This window comes from Escherichia sp. SCLE84, assembly GCF_012584495.1.
Classification (GTDB): domain Bacteria; phylum Pseudomonadota; class Gammaproteobacteria; order Enterobacterales; family Enterobacteriaceae; genus ECMA0423.
Genome location: NZ_CP051430.1, coordinates 1,449,269 through 1,467,019 on the forward strand (window position 1 = coordinate 1,449,269; position 17,751 = coordinate 1,467,019).

General features: G+C 53.2%; 21 protein-coding genes. 2 read left to right on the top strand and 19 right to left on the bottom strand.

Annotated features, from left to right (window positions below; genetic code table 11):
* Positions 1–166 precede the first annotated feature (166 nt).
* From HGD79_RS07215 to HGD79_RS07230, 4 genes are all read right to left on the bottom strand, one after another.
* On the bottom strand, positions 167–643 hold the full coding sequence (locus HGD79_RS07215) for a YbjN domain-containing protein (protein ID WP_000203025.1): 477 nt from the start codon (positions 641–643) through the stop codon (positions 167–169).
* A gap of 87 nt (positions 644–730) precedes the next feature.
* Entirely contained in the window at positions 731–1,633 is a 903-nt protein-coding gene (rimK, locus tag HGD79_RS07220) for a 30S ribosomal protein S6--L-glutamate ligase (RefSeq protein ID WP_000684321.1), read from the bottom strand.
* Between the two features lie 60 nt (positions 1,634–1,693).
* On the bottom strand, positions 1,694–2,416 hold the full coding sequence (nfsA, locus tag HGD79_RS07225) for a nitroreductase NfsA (protein WP_168848343.1): 723 nt from the start codon (positions 2,414–2,416) through the stop codon (positions 1,694–1,696).
* Positions 2,400–2,687: a DUF1418 family protein gene (locus HGD79_RS07230; RefSeq protein WP_001201560.1), complete on the bottom strand. Its 288-nt coding sequence runs from the start codon at positions 2,685–2,687 to the stop codon at positions 2,400–2,402. The genes nfsA and HGD79_RS07230 overlap by 17 nt, the downstream gene beginning before the upstream one ends.
* Before the next feature lie 159 nt (positions 2,688–2,846).
* On the opposite strand from HGD79_RS07230, the gene grxA reads away from it, so the two are divergent.
* Positions 2,847–3,104 carry a glutaredoxin 1 gene (gene grxA, locus HGD79_RS07235; protein WP_001195240.1) on the top strand — a complete coding sequence of 86 codons (258 nt, stop codon included), beginning with the start codon at positions 2,847–2,849 and terminating at the stop codon, positions 3,102–3,104.
* Positions 3,105–3,133: 29 nt separating this feature from the next.
* On the opposite strand, the gene HGD79_RS07240 is transcribed toward grxA, so the two are convergent.
* Positions 3,134–3,511, bottom strand: coding sequence for an inner membrane protein YbjM (locus HGD79_RS07240; protein ID WP_000681108.1), 378 nt, complete (start codon positions 3,509–3,511; stop codon positions 3,134–3,136).
* 269 nt (positions 3,512–3,780) lie between these two features.
* Between HGD79_RS07240 and HGD79_RS07245 the strand changes: the two genes are divergently transcribed.
* Positions 3,781–5,466: an aspartate:alanine antiporter gene (locus HGD79_RS07245; protein WP_001024876.1), complete on the top strand. Its 1,686-nt coding sequence runs from the start codon at positions 3,781–3,783 to the stop codon at positions 5,464–5,466.
* 235 nt (positions 5,467–5,701) lie between these two features.
* Here HGD79_RS07245 and HGD79_RS07250 read toward each other — a convergent pair whose 3' ends face one another.
* The 14 genes from HGD79_RS07250 to HGD79_RS07315 all read right to left on the bottom strand — a co-directional run bounded on the left by HGD79_RS07250 (position 5,702) and on the right by HGD79_RS07315 (position 17,711).
* Entirely contained in the window at positions 5,702–5,920 is a 219-nt protein-coding gene (locus tag HGD79_RS07250) for an ogr/Delta-like zinc finger family protein (RefSeq protein ID WP_000972391.1), read from the bottom strand.
* A 90-nt stretch (positions 5,921–6,010) separates the two neighbouring features.
* Positions 6,011–7,111: a phage late control D family protein gene (locus tag HGD79_RS07255; protein WP_089069159.1), complete on the bottom strand. Its 1,101-nt coding sequence runs from the start codon at positions 7,109–7,111 to the stop codon at positions 6,011–6,013.
* On the bottom strand, positions 7,108–7,593 hold the full coding sequence (locus HGD79_RS07260) for a phage tail protein (protein ID WP_089560395.1): 486 nt from the start codon (positions 7,591–7,593) through the stop codon (positions 7,108–7,110). The genes HGD79_RS07255 and HGD79_RS07260 overlap by 4 nt, the downstream gene beginning before the upstream one ends.
* On the bottom strand, positions 7,590–10,667 hold the full coding sequence (locus HGD79_RS07265; protein ID WP_097565893.1) for a phage tail tape measure protein: 3,078 nt from the start codon (positions 10,665–10,667) through the stop codon (positions 7,590–7,592). The genes HGD79_RS07260 and HGD79_RS07265 overlap by 4 nt, the downstream gene beginning before the upstream one ends.
* Entirely contained in the window at positions 10,660–10,779 is a 120-nt protein-coding gene (locus tag HGD79_RS07270; RefSeq protein ID WP_000763311.1) for a GpE family phage tail protein, read from the bottom strand. The genes HGD79_RS07265 and HGD79_RS07270 overlap by 8 nt, the downstream gene beginning before the upstream one ends.
* Before the next feature lie 14 nt (positions 10,780–10,793).
* Positions 10,794–11,096, bottom strand: coding sequence for a phage tail assembly protein (locus HGD79_RS07275; protein WP_001281016.1), 303 nt, complete (start codon positions 11,094–11,096; stop codon positions 10,794–10,796).
* Between the two features lie 54 nt (positions 11,097–11,150).
* A complete protein-coding gene (locus HGD79_RS07280) occupies positions 11,151–11,666 on the bottom strand; it encodes a phage major tail tube protein (RefSeq protein ID WP_001207660.1) in 516 nt (171 codons plus the stop codon).
* 9 nt (positions 11,667–11,675) lie between these two features.
* Complete coding sequence (locus tag HGD79_RS07285; RefSeq protein WP_000046131.1) at positions 11,676–12,848, bottom strand: phage tail sheath protein; 1,173 nt, start codon at positions 12,846–12,848, stop codon at positions 11,676–11,678.
* 106 nt (positions 12,849–12,954) lie between these two features.
* On the bottom strand, positions 12,955–13,368 hold the full coding sequence (locus HGD79_RS07290; protein ID WP_039000732.1) for a tail fiber assembly protein: 414 nt from the start codon (positions 13,366–13,368) through the stop codon (positions 12,955–12,957).
* Positions 13,368–15,287, bottom strand: coding sequence for a tail fiber protein (locus tag HGD79_RS07295; protein ID WP_168848344.1), 1,920 nt, complete (start codon positions 15,285–15,287; stop codon positions 13,368–13,370). The genes HGD79_RS07290 and HGD79_RS07295 overlap by 1 nt, the downstream gene beginning before the upstream one ends.
* A complete protein-coding gene (locus HGD79_RS07300) occupies positions 15,284–15,889 on the bottom strand; it encodes a phage tail protein I (RefSeq protein WP_072664297.1) in 606 nt (201 codons plus the stop codon). The genes HGD79_RS07295 and HGD79_RS07300 overlap by 4 nt, the downstream gene beginning before the upstream one ends.
* A complete protein-coding gene (locus HGD79_RS07305; protein ID WP_000268294.1) occupies positions 15,882–16,790 on the bottom strand; it encodes a baseplate assembly protein in 909 nt (302 codons plus the stop codon). Before HGD79_RS07305 ends, HGD79_RS07300 begins: the two co-directional genes overlap by 8 nt.
* On the bottom strand, positions 16,777–17,136 hold the full coding sequence (locus HGD79_RS07310; RefSeq protein WP_038999997.1) for a GPW/gp25 family protein: 360 nt from the start codon (positions 17,134–17,136) through the stop codon (positions 16,777–16,779). The genes HGD79_RS07305 and HGD79_RS07310 overlap by 14 nt, the downstream gene beginning before the upstream one ends.
* Positions 17,133–17,711, bottom strand: a complete 579-nt coding sequence (locus HGD79_RS07315) for a phage baseplate assembly protein V (RefSeq protein ID WP_097565925.1) — start codon at positions 17,709–17,711, stop codon at positions 17,133–17,135. The genes HGD79_RS07310 and HGD79_RS07315 overlap by 4 nt, the downstream gene beginning before the upstream one ends.
* Between the last annotated feature and the right edge of the window lie 40 nt (positions 17,712–17,751).

The following is a 17,751-nucleotide window of genomic DNA, read 5'->3' on the forward strand; positions in this document are numbered from 1 at the left end:
GGATTAAAAAACGGTATTTAACAAATTTTTATGCGTATTTGCTCTATGTGATAAAGCCAAATCGACACAAGAGAAGTGAAATAATCTTTAAGAAAAGGTTAAAAACAGCAGATAATTTTGCAGCGCGCAGCCACTGCACCAGCGACTGCGTGCTCGAAAGGAGTTATCAGTGGAGGAAATAGTTTTCGGTAACGTTGTTTTGCCCTTCATCATCAGTCGGTAACAGCAGTTGATGGGCATTAGCTTCAAGAATGACCATCGAAATCTGCTCTTCGCTCTGACGCACGAACCATGCAAACTGCTCATAGGTTACGCCCTGCATAACGGATAAAGACTGGCAAACCACCAGCTTTGGCAGATTATCATCCTGCATATCAAGAAATGCTTTCACGGTCAGCGAACTGGCATTGATGGCAGATAAATCCGCCGCCAGCGGCAATACGGCTGAAGGTCGGACTTCCGCCATGGCAGAAAACAGGATCGTGTTATCGATCAGATCGATTTTGGCATCAAAGACACCGTCGAAATTCTGCATATGGGGCAGATGCAGAGCCTGACAGTTATCACATTCAAAAAAACTCATCCCCAGGTCATCGAGCCATTGACGCAGCGTATCCAGACCAGGAACGACCAGCGATGTCATAATTTTGTACAACCTCTTTCGATAAAAAGACCGGCACAGCTTACGCAAAAAGCGCAGGCAAAACCATGATCAGTAATGTGATTGCGACTAACCACCCGTTTTCAGGCAATATTCTGTCGTAGCGTGGCGTTCGATCCAGCGGATCATTTTACCCGCGATGTCGATACCGGTGGTTTTTTCTATTCCTTCCAGCCCCGGCGACGCATTCACCTCCATCACCAACGGCCCGCGATTAGCACGCAGAATATCCACACCAGCAACGTCCAGCGCCATCGTTCGCGCGGCTTTTATCGCGATTTCACGCTCCTGTGGTGTGATACTGGCGACGCTTGCCGCGCCGCCACGATGCAAATTGGAACGAAAATCGCCCTCTTTCGCCCGCCGTTCAATCGCAGCGACCACTTCATCGCCAACAACCAGACAGCGGATATCGCACCCTTGCGCCTCTTTGATATATTCCTGCACCAGAATATGCGCGTTCAGACCGCGGAAAGCGTCAATCACGCTTTCCGCCGCCTGACGCGTCTCCGCCAGCACGACGCCAATTCCCTGCGTGCCTTCAACCAGCTTGACCACCAGCGGCGCACCACCGACCATGTCGATTAAATCGCTGGTATCATCCGGCGAATGCGCAATGCCCGTGACAGGCAGGTCGATGCCCTGACGCGCCAGCAGTTGCATGGAACGCAATTTGTCACGCGCCCGGGCAATGGCGACCGACTCATTGAGCGGATAGCTCCCCAGCATCTCGAACTGGCGCAGTGCCGCCGTCCCATAAAAGGTAATGGCGGTGCCAATACGCGGGATCACTGCGTCAAAATGGGGTAACTTGCGGCCTTTGTAGTGAATAGAAGACGCCGCAGGATTTATGTTCATGTAGCAAGAAAGCGGATCAAGAATTTCAACCAGGTGACCGCGCTGTATAGCGGCTTCACGCAGCCGCTTACACGAATAGAGCGTTCCATCCCGGGACAATATGGCAATTTTCACCCTGCACCTCTCTGTCAGACCTGGTCAAAAGCCCGCGTATCATACATCGACGTGGCGGTTTTAGCGCGTCGCCCAACCCTGTTTGTGCAAATAATCCAGAATAAATGGGCGGCTTTCTTTAATGATTGTTCGGCGGATATGATCGCTCCAGGTATCCCGGCGATTATTGCTGCCACGGGTGAGGTAATATTCCGCCAGTTGCTCGTCATACTGCGCCAGTGCGCCTTTATCCAGCGGTTGATAGCTGTTTTCATGCACCAAAATGGAGGCCGGTAAACGCGGCTTAAGATCCGGATTATCCGCAGGCCAGCCAAGGCACAGCCCAAACAGCGGCAGAACATGCTGCGGTAATTTAAGCAGTTTCGTCACCGCTTCAATATTATTGCGCAGGCCGCCGATATATACCCCGCCCAATCCCAGCGATTCCGCTGCGATTAATGCATTCTGCGCCATCATTGCCGTATCAACGACACCGAGCAACAGTTGTTCCGCCAGGCCGAGCTGAGCATCCGGACAGATCTGTAAATGGCGGTTAAAGTCGGCACAGAACACCCAGAACTCCGCCGCTTGCGCTACGTGTTTTTGCCCGCCGGTCAGCGTCACCAGTTCTTCACGTAACGCTTTGTCGGTAATGCGAATAATGCTACTGTACTGCAAAAAACTGGAACTGGACGTCGCACGGGCGCTGTTAATAATCGCCTCACACTGCGCGTCGGAAATGGGTTCATCAGTGAAATGGCGAATGGAGCGATGGCCACAAATAAGTTCAATGGTTGGCGTCATTATCTTTTTCTCTTTCTGAACGTGAATATTGCGGTGGACGGTTCATCAGCTGTGGGGCAAGACGTTTTGCCACCTGAAGAATAACCACCACCGCAGCGGGAAGCATGAGCAAAACACCGAGAAAAATCATCAGAATCTGCACTTCTGGCCGAGAAAATGGCTCAGGCAGCGACAGGGAGTCGCTTACCGACAGCAGCGCCACCGCCAGTAGCATCATTCCGATAAATTCCAGTATCAACACGCCTTTAGGCAATTTACCGATCGCGCGCATACGCTTCCCTCTGCAAAGTGAGCCTTCAGTCTAAAACTTTTCACTGTATTGTGTTTAACAGTTATAGCTTTTAGCAATTAATGCAACAGGTTAAACCTACTTTCAGCGAATACATTTTAGCGTGATCATTACAGGCATAAATCTATGAGGAGAGAAATAATGCAAACCGTTATTTTTGGTCGTTCGGGTTGCCCTTACTGTGTGCGTGCAAAAGATCTGGCTGAGAAATTGAGCAATGAACGCGATGATTTTCAGTATCAGTATGTAGATATTCGTGCGGAAGGGATCACTAAAGAAGATCTACAACAAAAGGCAGGTAAACCCGTAGAAACCGTGCCGCAGATTTTTGTCGATCAGCAACATATCGGCGGCTATACCGATTTTGCTGCATGGGTGAAAGAAAATCTGGACGCCTGATCGTCTGACAAGCCCTCGCGTTGAGGGCTTTACTGATTTTTTCTGTGCTGTGGTTTAAACAAACTACTGATAAATAAGAAACACAGTGCCCCCAGCGCACACCAGAACACCGCGCTTAGTAACCATGCCAGCTCTTGCCAGAATGAGCGCGTCGGTGAAAAAAACAGCCGCATAATGAGCATCGAACAGGGTGCCGCCAGCATTGCGCCAAACAGAGGTTTCAGGACTTCTCTACGCTGTGAAAAGAAGCTGGCCACTGCTCCAGGAAGAATGAAAAATAGCAAACCGATTTCAGGATGCCCGGCAGCCCGAAAAGCGCCTTTCATGTGCGTCGCCAGAAAAAGGCACACCACAATGAAGAGGACAAAACAGCAGATTGCCCCCGCCCAACGTTGTTTATGTTTCACTCGTTCCTCCTGACACTGCGTCTATCGAACACATTTTTCGCCAGTGTGGCGTTCAGTAAGATAAAGCCGCTTCGCATTCCATGCTAATATAGGCCAACGCAATTCATATAGCCGTTGATACCTAATGTGATTACACTAGTAAAATATATTGTTACTTTACTATCGTTTAGGTGCGCTGAATGAATCTGCGCCCTGAATTCTGGTAAAAAACATTATCGTAAATTACCATTTCTTTCAACAGCTTACTAGTAAACAAGAAGTTAGCCTCCGTGAATATAAACGTCGCCGAATTGTTAAATGGGAATTACATTCTGTTATTATTTGTGGTCCTCGCGCTTGGGCTATGTCTCGGAAAGTTACGACTTGGTTCGATCCAACTGGGTAATTCCATTGGCGTTTTAGTCGTATCGCTGTTATTAGGCCAACAACATTTCAGCATTAACACCGATGCGCTTAATCTTGGCTTTATGCTGTTTATTTTCTGCGTCGGGGTCGAAGCCGGACCGAACTTTTTTTCCATTTTTTTTCGCGATGGGAAAAATTACCTAATGTTAGCACTGGTGATGGTTGGCAGTGCGCTGGTGATCGCCTTAGGGTTAGGTAAGCTGTTTGGCTGGGATATTGGCCTGACGGCCGGTATGTTAGCAGGCTCTATGACGTCGACACCGGTTCTGGTCGGTGCTGGCGATACACTGCGTCATTCCGGCATGGAAAGCAGGCAGCTCTCACTGGCACTGGATAATCTAAGCCTCGGGTATGCCTTAACCTATTTAATCGGTCTGGTGAGTTTGATTGTTGGTGCGCGTTACTTGCCGAAATTGCAGCATCAGGACTTACAGACCAGCGCCCAGCAAATCGCCCGCGAACGTGGCCTGGACACTGATGCCAACCGTAAGGTTTATTTACCGGTGATCCGCGCCTATCGCGTCGGCCCGGAGCTGGTGGCCTGGACCGACGGCAAAAATCTGCGTGAACTGGGTATTTATCGACAAACCGGCTGCTACATTGAACGTATTCGACGTAACGGGATTCTGGCAAATCCAGACGGTGATGCCGTGCTACAAATGGGCGATGAAATAGCGTTGGTAGGCTATCCCGACGCCCATGCCCGACTCGATCCCAGCTTCCGTAACGGTAAAGAAGTTTTCGATCGTGACCTTCTCGACATGCGTATCGTCACTGAAGAAGTGGTCGTTAAAAACCATAACGCTGTAGGTAAACGTCTCGCACAACTGAAGTTGACCGATCACGGTTGCTTCCTTAACCGCGTCATTCGTAGCCAGATTGAGATGCCGATAGATGACAACGTCGTGCTTAACAAAGGTGACGTTTTACAAGTCAGCGGTGATGCCCGTCGCGTAAAAACCATCGCCGATCGCATCGGCTTTATCTCGATTCACAGCCAGGTCACTGACCTGCTGGCATTTTGCGCCTTCTTTGTTATTGGGCTGATGATCGGGATGATCACCTTCCAGTTCAGCACATTCAGTTTCGGCATGGGGAACGCTGCCGGGTTGTTATTCGCCGGAATTATGCTGGGCTTTATGCGTGCTAACCACCCGACCTTCGGTTACATTCCGCAAGGTGCATTAAGCATGGTGAAAGAGTTCGGCTTGATGGTGTTTATGGCAGGCGTTGGTCTGAGCGCCGGTAGCGGTATTAATAACGGCCTGGGCGCGATTGGCGGTCAGATGTTGATTGCCGGATTAATTGTCAGTCTTGTGCCCGTGGTTATCTGTTTCTTGTTCGGTGCTTATGTATTGCGAATGAACCGCGCACTGTTGTTCGGCGCAATGATGGGCGCACGCACCTGCGCGCCGGCAATGGAGATCATCAGTGATACAGCTCGCAGTAACATCCCTGCGCTGGGCTATGCGGGCACCTACGCAATCGCCAACGTCCTGCTGACGCTGGCAGGGACAATCATCGTCATGGTATGGCCAGGATTAGGATAAAACTGAAGTTGCCCTGAAAATGAAATTTTTTTGCACAACCGCAGAACTTTTCCGCAGGGCATCAGTCTTAATTAGTGCCACTGCTTTTCTTTGATGTCCCCATTTTGTGGAGCCCATCAACCCCGCCATTTCGGTTCAAGGTTGATGGGTTTTTTGTTGCCTGAAATTTAAGCTATTTAAAATCATGATGTTAGAAACACTGTTTTTTAACGATGGCGACAAAATGGCGGCAGCGTCAAAGAGAGAGCGCCACCTGTCCTGATTTCATTGGATGCGGCTGAACCGGATTTGACTCTTTTGGCGTTGCAATCGAACGAACAAAAGTTTCATGGGTAACAAAAGTATGGCTGCAGTTAATGTTCTGGCACTGGTTGTAACGCTCTTTGGTCAATGAAGATACCTGAAAACTGCTGCGAGTATGGGCGGCACTTCCACACAGTGGGCAAATCATCATTTTTCGAGTTCTCCCCATTTTTGCTAAATTCACAATAATGATATCGCATTATTCTATTTTTCAAACTTAAAAGTTCTCCATTGTAAAGAATCATTCCATTTCGAAATCATCAATCCTCACTTCAAGCTCCAGACTGGTCGTAAAACCGTTATCCGGGCTGACGGTATGCGTCAGAGTCGTAATGGTCCATTCCGCATCATCTATCGGCTGTTTAAAGCCACTGACTTTCACTGGCATTTCCGTGTAGAGATCTGCCCGCCCTTCCGCCAGTTGTAGCGAGAATGATGCAACGCCGCGTTGCAGGCGTTCCCACTGCATTTTCGCTGCCCGTTCGGCGTTGCTCCGGTTGGCATAAGTGCGATTAAGTACCAGCACGTTTTCATCCGTACCCACCAGGTAATCGCCCTGCTTCGCTTCCGGCTCTTTCTTCTGCTTCTTAGTCCTGCGCTTACGCTTCACCGTGGTGCTTTCTTTCTTCGCGGGTTCGCGGGTATGCAACCAACTGGCAATTACGCCCGTGTAGGCTCCGCGATCTGCCAGGGTAAAGCGGTGACTGTCGCCGTCCTTACGTGTGATTGAGATCACCGGCAGTGGTTTACCGCTGGCGCTTTTGCCCTGTCCCTGCCGGATGAATAACAGATTGCCATTTTTCACCGACGCGATGGCACCGTACTGGCGCGCCAGCCGCATCAGAAAACTGCCGTCACTCTCATTAGTCTGGTCTATATGCTCCACGGGCTTATCCGACAGGTCTTTACCCAGTGCCATCTTCAGCTTATGACGCGCGGCTATTTCCTTCACCAGTTCCCCGACAGTGGTCTTGTGCCACGATTTTTCACGGCGGGTATTCAGCGTTTCCCTAAAATCAGCACTTCGCGCCCGGATAGTCAGGCGATCCGGTGCGCCGGTGTGTTCAATCTCGTCCACCGTGAATGCCCCTTTCGGGAAAAGCGGCTGCCCCTTCCAGCCCAGCGCCAGCGTGATGACCGCACCACGGCGCGGCAGCACGATTTTTCCGTCGGCGTCGTCCAGCTCCAGATCAAGCTGGTCTGCTTCAAAGCCCCGATTGTCCGTCAACGTCAGACTCATCAGGCGGTTATCCAGCACAGTGGTGATATCCCTGCCCTCAATACTGATGCTGAATGCGGGAGTTTTGTTGCCTTTGTTAAGCAGTTCAGAGCTGAAATTCACGACAGCAGCCCTCCCACCGTTTTACTGATATCGCTTAAGGCAGACGTTGCCGTATCCTGCAAATTATTCAGCTGCGCACTGAGATCACCGAACATATCGGACAGGGATTCATCCACCCGTTTGAGCGACAGGGTGAACTCAATCCGGCGCGGCATACCGTCGCGGAAAAACTCCGTTTTAGTCAGATTCAGTCCCTCAATCACATACATGCCGTAAATCGTGCCGCTGCCTTCAATCAGGGGCCATGCTTTTCCCTGTTCTGCCATCTGCTCCAGAGCCAGCAACGACAGCCTGCCGCCCGTTATCTCCGGCATAAGAACACCAGAAAGCGTCAGCATGTCGTTGTCCGGTCCCAGAAACTGCGTGGACGGACGACGGTTTACCCGGCTGTTTGCCGCATGTCGCCAGCTGCGTTGATACTGCAGTTCCTGATACGGAACGGTGCGCAGCATAAACACGTACAATCCCAGCACCATCATCATGCGTCGTATCCCCCCTGATCGCTGTAGTTACTCCTGGCTTTTGCCTTCAGCCTGCGTTCACGTTCATCAAGCTGGCGTGCCACCTCCCGCGCAATATCCTGCGCACTTTGTCCTGGCTGCGTCTGAATGATGATCTGCGTCGGTGCCTCAATCCGGTGAACGGGCGGCACAGTGGCTGCACGACTCACCATCGCTTCGCCGCCTTTCGCGGGAAGTGCCAAAGGATGCAACGGTGGAAGCTCTGCAGGCGCGGCAGCAACGCCCATCATTCCGGCAACAACGGCAGCCAGTGCAGCTGTATTTCTCCGGCTGGTCACATTTGCCGGGCCGTTAACAATTTCCGGCCCGTTTTCACCGACGATGCCAAACTGCCCGCGCGGGATATAGCCGCCGCTGTCATACATCCCCGCAAAGCCATATCCCCATGACGGAAAACCACCCGATGGCATCATCACTTTACCGTCTGCATTCACCGTCGCAGGTTGCTGACGCGTCACTCTTTCCGGCAGTTTCGCCTTTGCAGCCTCTTTACTGACAATGCCGAGTTTCTCCAGCAACCAGGAAACGCCGGATTTCAGGGAGTCCAGCGGATGCATGACCATATTCAGCCCTTCCGCCAGTGCCTCCCCGAATCGTCGCCCCATTGCCGCTGCGCTCTGCAGTTCGGCAGAGGTCGACTTAACGGGCGTCAGCAGATCAGTAAACCAGCCCCACAACGCCTGCACTTTGTCGCCAATCCACTGAAACACAGGCTTAAGTGGTTCGAATGCTGCACTGATGGGACCTGCCGCCGCTTTGAATCCTTCCACCACACCAGCGAGAAATGCGGTGATGGGTTGCCAGTATTTCCAGACAACCAGCGCCACGCCCGCCAGTGCAGTAACCACAAGACCTATCGGACTGAGCAGAGCACCTAACAGACCCGATATGGCATACAGGGCAACGCGCAGCATCGCCAGCGGACCGGATGCCAGTACTCGCAGCACCGCGCCTGCGGCAGCCAGTCCACCGCGTAGTGCTGCCAGTGGATTCATAAACATCACAGCAACAGCACGTAAACCGGATAATCCAGACCGCAACAGTGCAACCGGTACACCTACTACAGTTTTCAGGACATTCCCCGTCAGTGATGCCGTGCGGCGCAAAGACGACAACGGCGCAGTAAGTAAACCCGCTGCGTTGCCCGATGAAGCAAGCCCGCGTCGCAGCAGTGCCAGTGGGGCGCCAGCTAACCAGGACAACGCTCTGCTGGTTCGTGTTACTGCTGCCGTAACGGAAGGTAACGTTTTGATACCCAGCACAGAGAATCCCAGACGGATGACTGCCAGCGGCCCCAGCACTGCAGCCAGCGCCACCGCTAAGGTGCCGAGGCCTACGGTAACCGCAGCCACAACAGCCGCTACTTTCATCAGTGTGCCTGTCAGTTCCGGGTTAGCTTCCACCCAGCGGCGCAACGCCCCCGTGATGCTTTTCACCGTGTACAGAATATCCATCAGCGGCTGGCGCAGCGTTTCGCCCAGGCTGCTGAAGGTGTTCTGCGCTCCGGTTTTGACCAGTAACCACTGAGCAGAAAGTGAGTCCTTATTGATGTCGGATTCTTTCTGCATGGAGCCGAGCGCATCATTGCCCGCTGTCAGTTTTAACTGACGCTGCAGTTCCGGCAGGTTGTTTGCCAGTTTCGCCGCGTCATCGCCAAACTCTTTACCAAACAACATGGTCATGGCAGACAGACGCTTGTCCTGCGGCAGTGCGTTCACCTTCTCCAGCACACGCTGGATAGTTCCCATCGCATCCTTCGTCATCTGCTTTTCAATCACTTCAGGATTGAGTTTCAGCAGATTCATCCCTTCAAAGAAACTCTTGCTCTGCATGGTGGCAATGGACAATTCACGCACCATCGCGTTTGCTGCACTGGCTGCAACCTCCGGCGCAGCGCCCAGTGTCAGAAAGGTGGAACCCAGTGCCGCCGCTTTACGATAATCCAGACGGTCAGCCACACCACCCAGACGTTGCATCACATCAATGATGTCCGCCCCTTTCGACATGGCGTTATCATCCAGATAGTTCAGCGCATCGCCGAGCTGTTCAATATTGCGGGTTGGTATTTTGTAGAGCTGGGCGATTTTCCCCAGACTTTCTGACAGTTCATCCGCTGGCAGCTCAAAGGCTGTTGCCGCCTTTGCTGCCGTACTGGCGAAGGCCAGCAGGTCACGTTTCTGGTCTTCCCAGCTGTCGTCAGGGTTTGCGACGTTCATGCGCGCACCACCTTCAACCAGTGCGGCAAAGTCCACCGCACCGTTTTCCATCGGCAACTGTTCGCTGGCAGCCTTGATGGCATCCTGCATTTCATAAAAACGTGCAGTGCGGGTGCCATTATCGTCACGCAGACCATTGACCTGCTTTGCTACACCTTTCATGGCATCTTCCATGCTGGTATAGCTTTTTACTGCCGCCATCACTGGTGCGCCCATTGCCAGCCCTGCAGCCGTGGTGGTGGCTCCGGCACCTGCAATACGATCACGCACCTCCAGCGAACGGGCATAACTGGCACGCGCCGCATTCATCCTGCGCTGAGCTTCCCCCAGTCGCTTCAGCCGCGCCTCTTGTTTCGAAAGTTCCTGGTTATAACGTGATGCTTCACGGGCTAAACGGGCAGTTGCTCCCGCATCATCTTTCGCAGAAATTCCCGCCCGGTACAGTTCTGCACGCACAAGCGCCGTTTGCTTCTGCAAATATTTTTGTTGTTCTTCCAGGCGTTGGACTGCCAGCGTTTGCCGACCTAAAGCCACAAGATGCCTTTGTGATGGTTGTTCCATCGCTTCCAGCTCAGAACTAAGCAAATTTGCCTTCTGTCTGGCATAGTTCAGCCTGTCGCCTAACTTTTTGTTATCGGCCTGCAGCTTGCGAAATTTTTCCAGGCTGTTACCCGCCTGATTGAGTTGCTTTAATGCGTCACGGGAGTTTCTGATTGCGCCAGCCAGCTCTTTCGAACTGGCCTGTGCAGCACGGAATGGGCGGGTGAGTTTGTCAACCGCATTAAGAATGACCTGCAGGCGCAGGTTATTATCACTCATCGTTGGCCCCGCTTCTCTGAATCGCTTTATACCGCCATTCCAGCACTTCGGTCAGCGGCATAACGTCAGTAACGGATGGCGGCCAGTGAAAAATGGTGGCGATATCTGCCACCAGATCATCAACCGTCAGGCTGTCGGTAAACCGGCAAGCACCGACTTCTTCAACAAAAAAGTGACAACCTCAACCGACATGGCAGTGAGATCTGCCGGGTCCATCTCTGCAATTTCCTGTGCAGTCAGCGCCGGGCTGGAGATGCGGGGGATCACGGTCATCATCGCGTTCACATCCATATCCATAATGGCCTGCAGGCGTGTACCGCGCAGCGCACCGGACTGCGGTTTACGCAGCACAATTTCGGTGATTTCAGTTTTACCACGCATGATGGGGGTATCCAGTTGAATGGTCTTTTCAGTCTGCTTATCGCTCATTTTGCTGTCCTGTAAATTAGGTTCTGGCGCGGCATTCCGCGCCGTTCAGATACATCAGAGGCCGAGGGCGTTGCGGTGCGCTTCCATCAGGTCCACACCGTCCACAATTTCCACCATGTTGATAAGGTCCACTTCATAGAGCACCTCACCATTGATAGTCAGCTTCGCGTAGCTGTTGGTACTGGTCACTTTGGTGGTGTTGCTTTCGCCCGTCTTCCACTCGCCGGAATCCACTTCTTTGTGACGTCCACGCACCACAAGCTCCACGGCCTGCACTTCCCCGGTATCATCACGCTGGATAGAGCCGGTAAAGCGCAACTGGATGCCATCCACCGTGGCTTTGCCCATCTGCTTAAACAGCAGCAGTTCAGTACCACCAATGGAAAATTCTGTGTCCAGCGCACTGTCATCAAGCCCCAGATCCACATCCACTGCTCCCGGCATTCCGCCGCCGCGATACTTCTCATATTTGCGGGTGAATTTCGGCAGCGTCAGCGACTCAACGATCCCCTGCCAGTTGTTCCCGTCGTTAAACAGGTTCAGGTGTTTTAATTTGCGTGGTAAAGCCATGTTGTCCCCTTACGCGCTGACCTGGCTGGCGAAATTCACCAGGTACTGATCGGTGATGCGCTGACGCAGCATCAGGTTTTCAAGTGGCGGCACTGGTGTGTAGTCGTAGTCGATGGTGAGTTTTCCAGCTTTCAGAGTGTCTTTGTCGTTCACCGACTCATCCAGCCAGCAATCGCCACCAATGAGATAGCCCTGACTGATCAGGCTGCGCATTTTGGCGCGGATACCTTCGATAATGTCGCGGGCCAGCGACGGATTCAGCGGTTTGTCGACCGCCCACATTGGCGCTTCTGCCATCGTGTCCATCAGCACCTGCGCCGTGCGGGTGTAGTTTTCAAAGGCAAAGAGTGGGTCATCACTCAGACAGCGGGAACCCCAGAAGCGAAAGCCGTCTTTGCGGATAAGTGTGGTAACATCGTTCTGGTTAAGCAGTCCCGCATCAGTTGCCGGGTCCTGCAGATCCCAGAATACATCAGCAGAAATTCCGGTGACACCGTTCACGCCCACGTTGGACAGGCTTTTGTGCCATCCGGTCTGCTCATCAATTTTGGCGCGCAGACCAAGCGCACGGGCGGTGGCATATGCCGTTGCTTCGGCATTCAGCACCGTGTCCCAGCCAGTAAAGTCGGGCCAGATCAGCATCCCTTCACGCTGGCTGAAGTTTTTACGGTAAGTGATTGCTTCCTGCACCGTCTTGCAGCCATACGCTGACAGGTAAGCAAACCCACGCAGGCTTTGCGCCACGCCCAGCAACTCAGTAGCAACGGCTTTGTTATCGTGCCCCGGCACGCCGAGAATGCGCGGTTTAACACCGAGCTGTGACTGGGCAGATAACAGGGCTTTCATACCAGTTTTTTTACCTTCAGCAGTCACTGCGCCGATGATATTGGTCGTGGTTTCTTCTTCCGTTTCACCCTGCGGCACACGCACAACAACGGTCACGGGTTTTGCCTGGTCAGCGATGGCATCCAGCGAACGGGCCAGCGTACCTGACTCACCCGCTTTACCGCTGGCAGTAAGCACATCAGTGATCAGCACGGGTTTATTAAGAGGGAACATTTTTGCATCGGCATCATCGCCCGTGCAGACCATGCCCACGATGGCGGTGCTCACCGTAGTAATGGATCGAGTGCCTTCGTTGACTTCAACAACACGCACTCCGTGGTGGTAATCCTGAGCCATAGTGGCGAACCTCCTGATTGGATTAGGCTTCGCCCTATGTTGAAGTGATTGTGTCTGACAAGCAGCTAAGCGCAGTTGTACCGTTATTCACACAAAATGACGGTATTTATCTGCTTGCAGGGAAAACAGGCCAAATAATATCAGGTGCGGTGCTGGTATCTGTTGCCGTCACAGCCTCGATATAATCCAGCACAACGTTAAGTCGGGTAGTTTCCTCTTGCGTCAGTTTGCGCCCGGCCTGCAGCTTTAACTGAATCACGCTGATATTGGCCATTGCTGCGTCTAACAGCGACTGTTTTTTCTGTTCAGCGTCAGCTACCAGTTCATCATGAGAACGTTCCTGAGTGGGTGGTGCAGTAAATCCCCCGTCTGAATAAACCCAGCCGATTCCGGGCTGCTCACTGATATCAGAAATATCAATGAGCTGCTGAACATCCGGCACTGTGAATTCAGCCTCGCCATCCCAGACAATGACATTCACAACCATCCCATTTTCAATAACTGCATATGACGCATTCATTATGCAAACTCCTCGATAATACAAATCCCTGCAGCGCCTTTCCCGCCCGTCATACTGGTTCCGCTATAACCGGCATCGTATGCACCACCGCCACCTGAACCATATGCCTTGCCGCTAACACCACCGCCAGCGCCTGCGCGTCCACCGCCACCCCAGTACGATGTTCCGCCTTCACCGCTGACGCCGATATTTCCGGACTGACCGTCGCCTCCACATCCACCAATGATGTTTATATCGCCAGTACTCGGCACACCTCCGTTACCACCGTTTGTGTTTGTGACTCCTGACTTTCCGCCGCCTGCGCCACCAGGAGCAATTAACGATGCGAATACGCTATTCCCGCCCCTGGTGCCGTTCGTCGCACTAACACCACCGGCCCCACCTGCGCCGATAGTGACTGGATAACTATTCTGTGTCGGGGTCATTATTGAAATTATTGTTCCACCGGCCCCACCGCCAGCACCGAAAAACGTTTCATTATTGGATATAGCCTTGCAGCCGCCCCCTCCGCCACCGCCGCCCGTTATTGTGACCCTGATCCGTTTTGTTCCTGGCGTCGGGGTGTACGTACCTGATGACGTGAAAACCCGGGTATTCACCCAGCGTCCAACGTATCCACTTGCATCGCTCAGACCAAGATATTGAATAACCGCCTGTGTGCTTGCTTTATCCAGAATATTCCGTCCAACGTTAGTCAGGGTTGTCAGGCTGGCTGTATCATTCCCCGTAAAATACGGCAGTTTGTCTGCCGCAGTGGCAAGGCCTGCCAGTGCGGTCAGTGTGGCGTCGGCAGGTTGTTTTCCATTGGCAAGGTCATATACAGCCTTCACAGCTTTTGGTGTGGCAGCCTGCGTTTCTGACGTGCTGTTAGTGGCGCTGCTGAGTTGCACGGTACCTTTTACCGTCAGTGAAGCTGCAGGCACATCCGTTATCTGGCTCCACGGGTGCGTGTGACTGACAGGTGCCTTACCTGCTGCAAGGTCATATGCCGCCTTCACTGCCTTTGGTGTGGCAGCCTGCGTTTCTGACGTGCTGTTAGTGGCGCTGCTGAGTTGCACGGTGCCTTTTACCGTCAGTGAAGCTGCAGGCACATCCGTTATCTGGCTCCACGGGTGCGTGTGACTGACAGGTGCCTTACCTGCTGCAAGGTCATATGCCGCCTTCACTGCCTTTGGTGTGGCAGCCTGCGTTTCTGACGTGCTGTTAGTGGCGCTGCTGAGTTGCACGGTGCCTTTTACCGTCAGTGAAGCTGCAGGCACATCCGTTATCTGATTCCACGGGTGTGTGTGACTGGCGGATGCTTTACCTGCTGCAAGATCATATGCAGCCTTCACAGCCTTCGGTGTTGCGGCCAGTATTTCGGATTCACTGTTGGTCGCACTGCTTAACTGAGTAAAACCTTTTGCGGTCAGCGAGGCGTCCGGGTGACGTCGTGACTGTTCGTGCTCTGATATTTTGTCATCCACATACTTGCGGGTTGCCAGCACTACGGCAGGGTCGATTTTCAGGGTGATATTGTCCGTGCTGCTGGTAATCAACACCATACGCACGGTCTGGGTACGCCCGCTGCCTTCAGCCAGTTGCGGCTTATAGCTTTCCGGGCAGTTGCCCACGGCAATCAATGCTCCGGACTCATCAAACAGGCCCACTTCACGTATCCACCAACCGCCCTCGTTTTCAGGGATCACCTGTTCAGCAATAATCTGGCTGCTGTTCTGCGGGTCGATATAGAGCATATTCAGCGCAGCCCGGCGTTTCTCATTTACCAGTGCTGTCTGCTTTGCGTCCGGCGTTGGTAATGTTCCGCCGCCATCGCCGACCGCCATATGGGTAATTTTTAAAGGCACACCGAGCGCGGCGGCGCTGGCAAGTTTCGCCGCGCCAATATCCGTCAGCAGGGTATAAAATTTTGTGCTCATGGATTCACTCTCATTGTGTCAATAACATGGACCGCCCCGCCTTCATGCGCGGTGCCGCCGGAAATAATTGTTTCGTTGATATACGGAAAGATCGTGATTTCTTCACCAAGATAGCTGGCTGCCCCCAACCAATACGGGCCGCTGGTCTGTAGATTGATGGACATGCCGATCATGTGACGGCTACATGGTTTGGCATCGCTTATCAGCCTCTCAAGTTCCTGATAGGTATCTTCAGTGATGCCCTGGTCCTGCACGCCGATATCCAGGCGAAACGTGCCGGGTGTTTCTCCGGTCTGCCACCACTCAATAATGCGGATCAGAAAGCCGAACGGCTCCACCACCCGCCGCACGGCACTGGTGGTCCCTTTATGCTGATGAATATAAAAAGCATCCTTCACCACCTGGCGCTTGACGCTTTCTGTCCAGCCCTCGTCCCAGCGATCCACAGAGAACGCCCAGGCGAGATAAGGCAGGAAACTGACCGGACAGGTAGCCGGATTCCACAAGTCACGCAGCGGCACCTGCAAATCAGAAATCCCGCTACAGGTTTGCGCCAGTCGGCGCTCCAGTGAAGTTGAACCCGGTGGCAGCAGACTATTCATCCGTTCCTCCGTTGGTTACGCTCCACTGCGTACATGATGCCGCCTGTGTTTTGTTCAGGACCACATCCGCCAGCGGAGAAGCCAGTTCCACACGTTGAACACCCTCAACATGCAGAGCAGCAAAGATGGCGCTACGGCGAATATCCCGACCAAGCCTCGTCTGGCTGGCAATGTACTTCTGCAGACTGGCTTTTGCCGCTGCCATTACCGGCTCTGCTTCCGGTCCCGGATAGAGAAAAATGGTGGCTTCCACGCGATACGGAATGATTTCTGCGCTGCGAACCGTCAGACGGTCAGCCACCGGGCGGACGTTCTCACTGTTCAGGGCTTTCTCCACCACATCCAGCAAGTCTTTTTCTGCAGTTCCGTCGCCTTCACGGCTCAGGACAGTCAGTACCACCTCTGCAGGTGCCGGACTGGTTGCACTGGCATCCGCCACCCGACCGTCGGCGCTTCGGGCATGAAATTCATAAGCTGCAGTTGGCCCCGCAACTGAAAGCCCTTCAAAGGCTGCAGGCACACGCAGGCGTAACGCTTCATCACTTTCCATCACAGCAGCAACGGGCGGCACAGCGTCATTATCAGCAGGCGTCACCGTCAGGCGTTTCACGTTGTAGTTGGCAGCGAGCTGGTCAAGATCGCCGCCCATCGCGTAAGCCACCATCACCGCCTGCGCGGCTTCGTTAATGCGCTGGCGCAGAAGCAACTCACGGTAAGCGTTCTCTTGCAACAATTTGGTGACGGGTTCAGATTCCAGTTCCAGCGTGCGGATCACGGCTTCCTGTTCATCTTTAGGATGAAGCGCCACAAATTCAGCCTTGCGTTCGGCAAGCAGCGTCTCAAAGTCCGGCACATCCACAATCTGCGGTGCAGGCAACTGCGAAAGGTCAATCACTGCCATTCTCTGCTCCTGTTGATACGGAAAGGGACACAGGCACACCGTTATTCCGCCGCCCGGTCAGCTCCACCACCATAGAACCGTCAAAGTTGCTGTTGATGGTGATGGAATCCAGCGTCAGCCGTGGCTCCCAGCGACTCAGCGCCACATACACTGCCGACATGACCTGCAGGCGTAATGCCGGATTTTGTGGCTGATCTATTAAAACCGACAGGAGGGAACCATATTCCCGGCGGGCAATGCGGCTACCCTGCGGTGTCAGCAGAATGTCCCGCACCGACTGGCGCAGATGGTCAATATCAGTAATGGCCTTACCGCTGGTATTGTTCATCCCGCTATAAAGCGTCATACCGGGCCTCCGGTGGTGTCACCGCCTTTCAGAACGCCAGTATGCTGATGCGCATCAACCACGATCCCGTTAGAACTCATTGCACCGCCGCCCTGGGTAACGCCACCATTGATCACTACTTCGCTGTTAATACGCGTGCGGTCAGCCTCCAGCACAAACTCACTGGTTTTCAGGGTGATGTTGTCGACGGCCTCAATGACCATAGATTTGATGCCCCTGACATACCAGCGCCCGGTGGCGGGTTCATATTCAAACCAGCCACCATCAGGATGTTCTGTCACGCAGGCGTCCGCCGACGTCGACGGTGGTGCGAACTGATTCGAATAGATGGCGGGCAGCGCAAAAGCTGTTTCCAGATTACCGCCCATACTCAGCAGCACCACCTGCTCACCTTCCGATGGTCGCCACCATGTCCGGGTATTCCCGGCACGCAGCGTCAGCCAGCTGATCCAGTTGGTTTCAAGGTCGCCCGTTTTCACCCGGCAAAGCCAGTTTGTCCTGTCCACTTCGGTGACTACCCCAGTGCGGATCAGGTTGGTGATAAGGCGCATGATTTCGGTTAATTGTGCGTTCATAGGGAAAGGTTGCCATCAGGGGAAGAAAGGCGGCAGTGCT

Excerpts from the sequence above, each read along its gene's own strand:
- HGD79_RS07265 (WP_097565893.1), bottom strand. The coding sequence starts at position 10,667 with ATGAGTGATAATAACCTGCGCCTGCAGGTCATTCTTAATGCGGTTGAC.
- nfsA (WP_168848343.1), bottom strand. The coding sequence starts at position 2,416 with ATGACGCCAACCATTGAACTTATTTGTGGCCATCGCTCCATTCGCCAT.
- HGD79_RS07315 (WP_097565925.1), bottom strand. The coding sequence starts at position 17,711 with ATGAACGCACAATTAACCGAAATCATGCGCCTTATCACCAACCTGATC.
- HGD79_RS07285 (WP_000046131.1), bottom strand. The coding sequence starts at position 12,848 with ATGGCTCAGGATTACCACCACGGAGTGCGTGTTGTTGAAGTCAACGAA.
- HGD79_RS07280 (WP_001207660.1), bottom strand. The coding sequence starts at position 11,666 with ATGGCTTTACCACGCAAATTAAAACACCTGAACCTGTTTAACGACGGG.
- HGD79_RS07305 (WP_000268294.1), bottom strand. The coding sequence starts at position 16,790 with ATGGCAGTGATTGACCTTTCGCAGTTGCCTGCACCGCAGATTGTGGAT.
- HGD79_RS07215 (WP_000203025.1), bottom strand. The coding sequence starts at position 643 with ATGACATCGCTGGTCGTTCCTGGTCTGGATACGCTGCGTCAATGGCTC.
- HGD79_RS07230 (WP_001201560.1), bottom strand. The coding sequence starts at position 2,687 with ATGCGCGCGATCGGTAAATTGCCTAAAGGCGTGTTGATACTGGAATTT.
- HGD79_RS07275 (WP_001281016.1), bottom strand. The coding sequence starts at position 11,096 with ATGAGCGATAAGCAGACTGAAAAGACCATTCAACTGGATACCCCCATC.
- HGD79_RS07310 (WP_038999997.1), bottom strand. The coding sequence starts at position 17,136 with ATGACGCTTTATAGCGGGATGAACAATACCAGCGGTAAGGCCATTACT.
- HGD79_RS07290 (WP_039000732.1), bottom strand. The coding sequence starts at position 13,368 with ATGAATGCGTCATATGCAGTTATTGAAAATGGGATGGTTGTGAATGTC.
- grxA (WP_001195240.1), top strand. The coding sequence starts at position 2,847 with ATGCAAACCGTTATTTTTGGTCGTTCGGGTTGCCCTTACTGTGTGCGT.
- HGD79_RS07295 (WP_168848344.1), bottom strand. The coding sequence starts at position 15,287 with ATGAGCACAAAATTTTATACCCTGCTGACGGATATTGGCGCGGCGAAA.
- HGD79_RS07300 (WP_072664297.1), bottom strand. The coding sequence starts at position 15,889 with ATGAATAGTCTGCTGCCACCGGGTTCAACTTCACTGGAGCGCCGACTG.
- HGD79_RS07260 (WP_089560395.1), bottom strand. The coding sequence starts at position 7,593 with ATGATGATGGTGCTGGGATTGTACGTGTTTATGCTGCGCACCGTTCCG.
- HGD79_RS07250 (WP_000972391.1), bottom strand. The coding sequence starts at position 5,920 with ATGATGATTTGCCCACTGTGTGGAAGTGCCGCCCATACTCGCAGCAGT.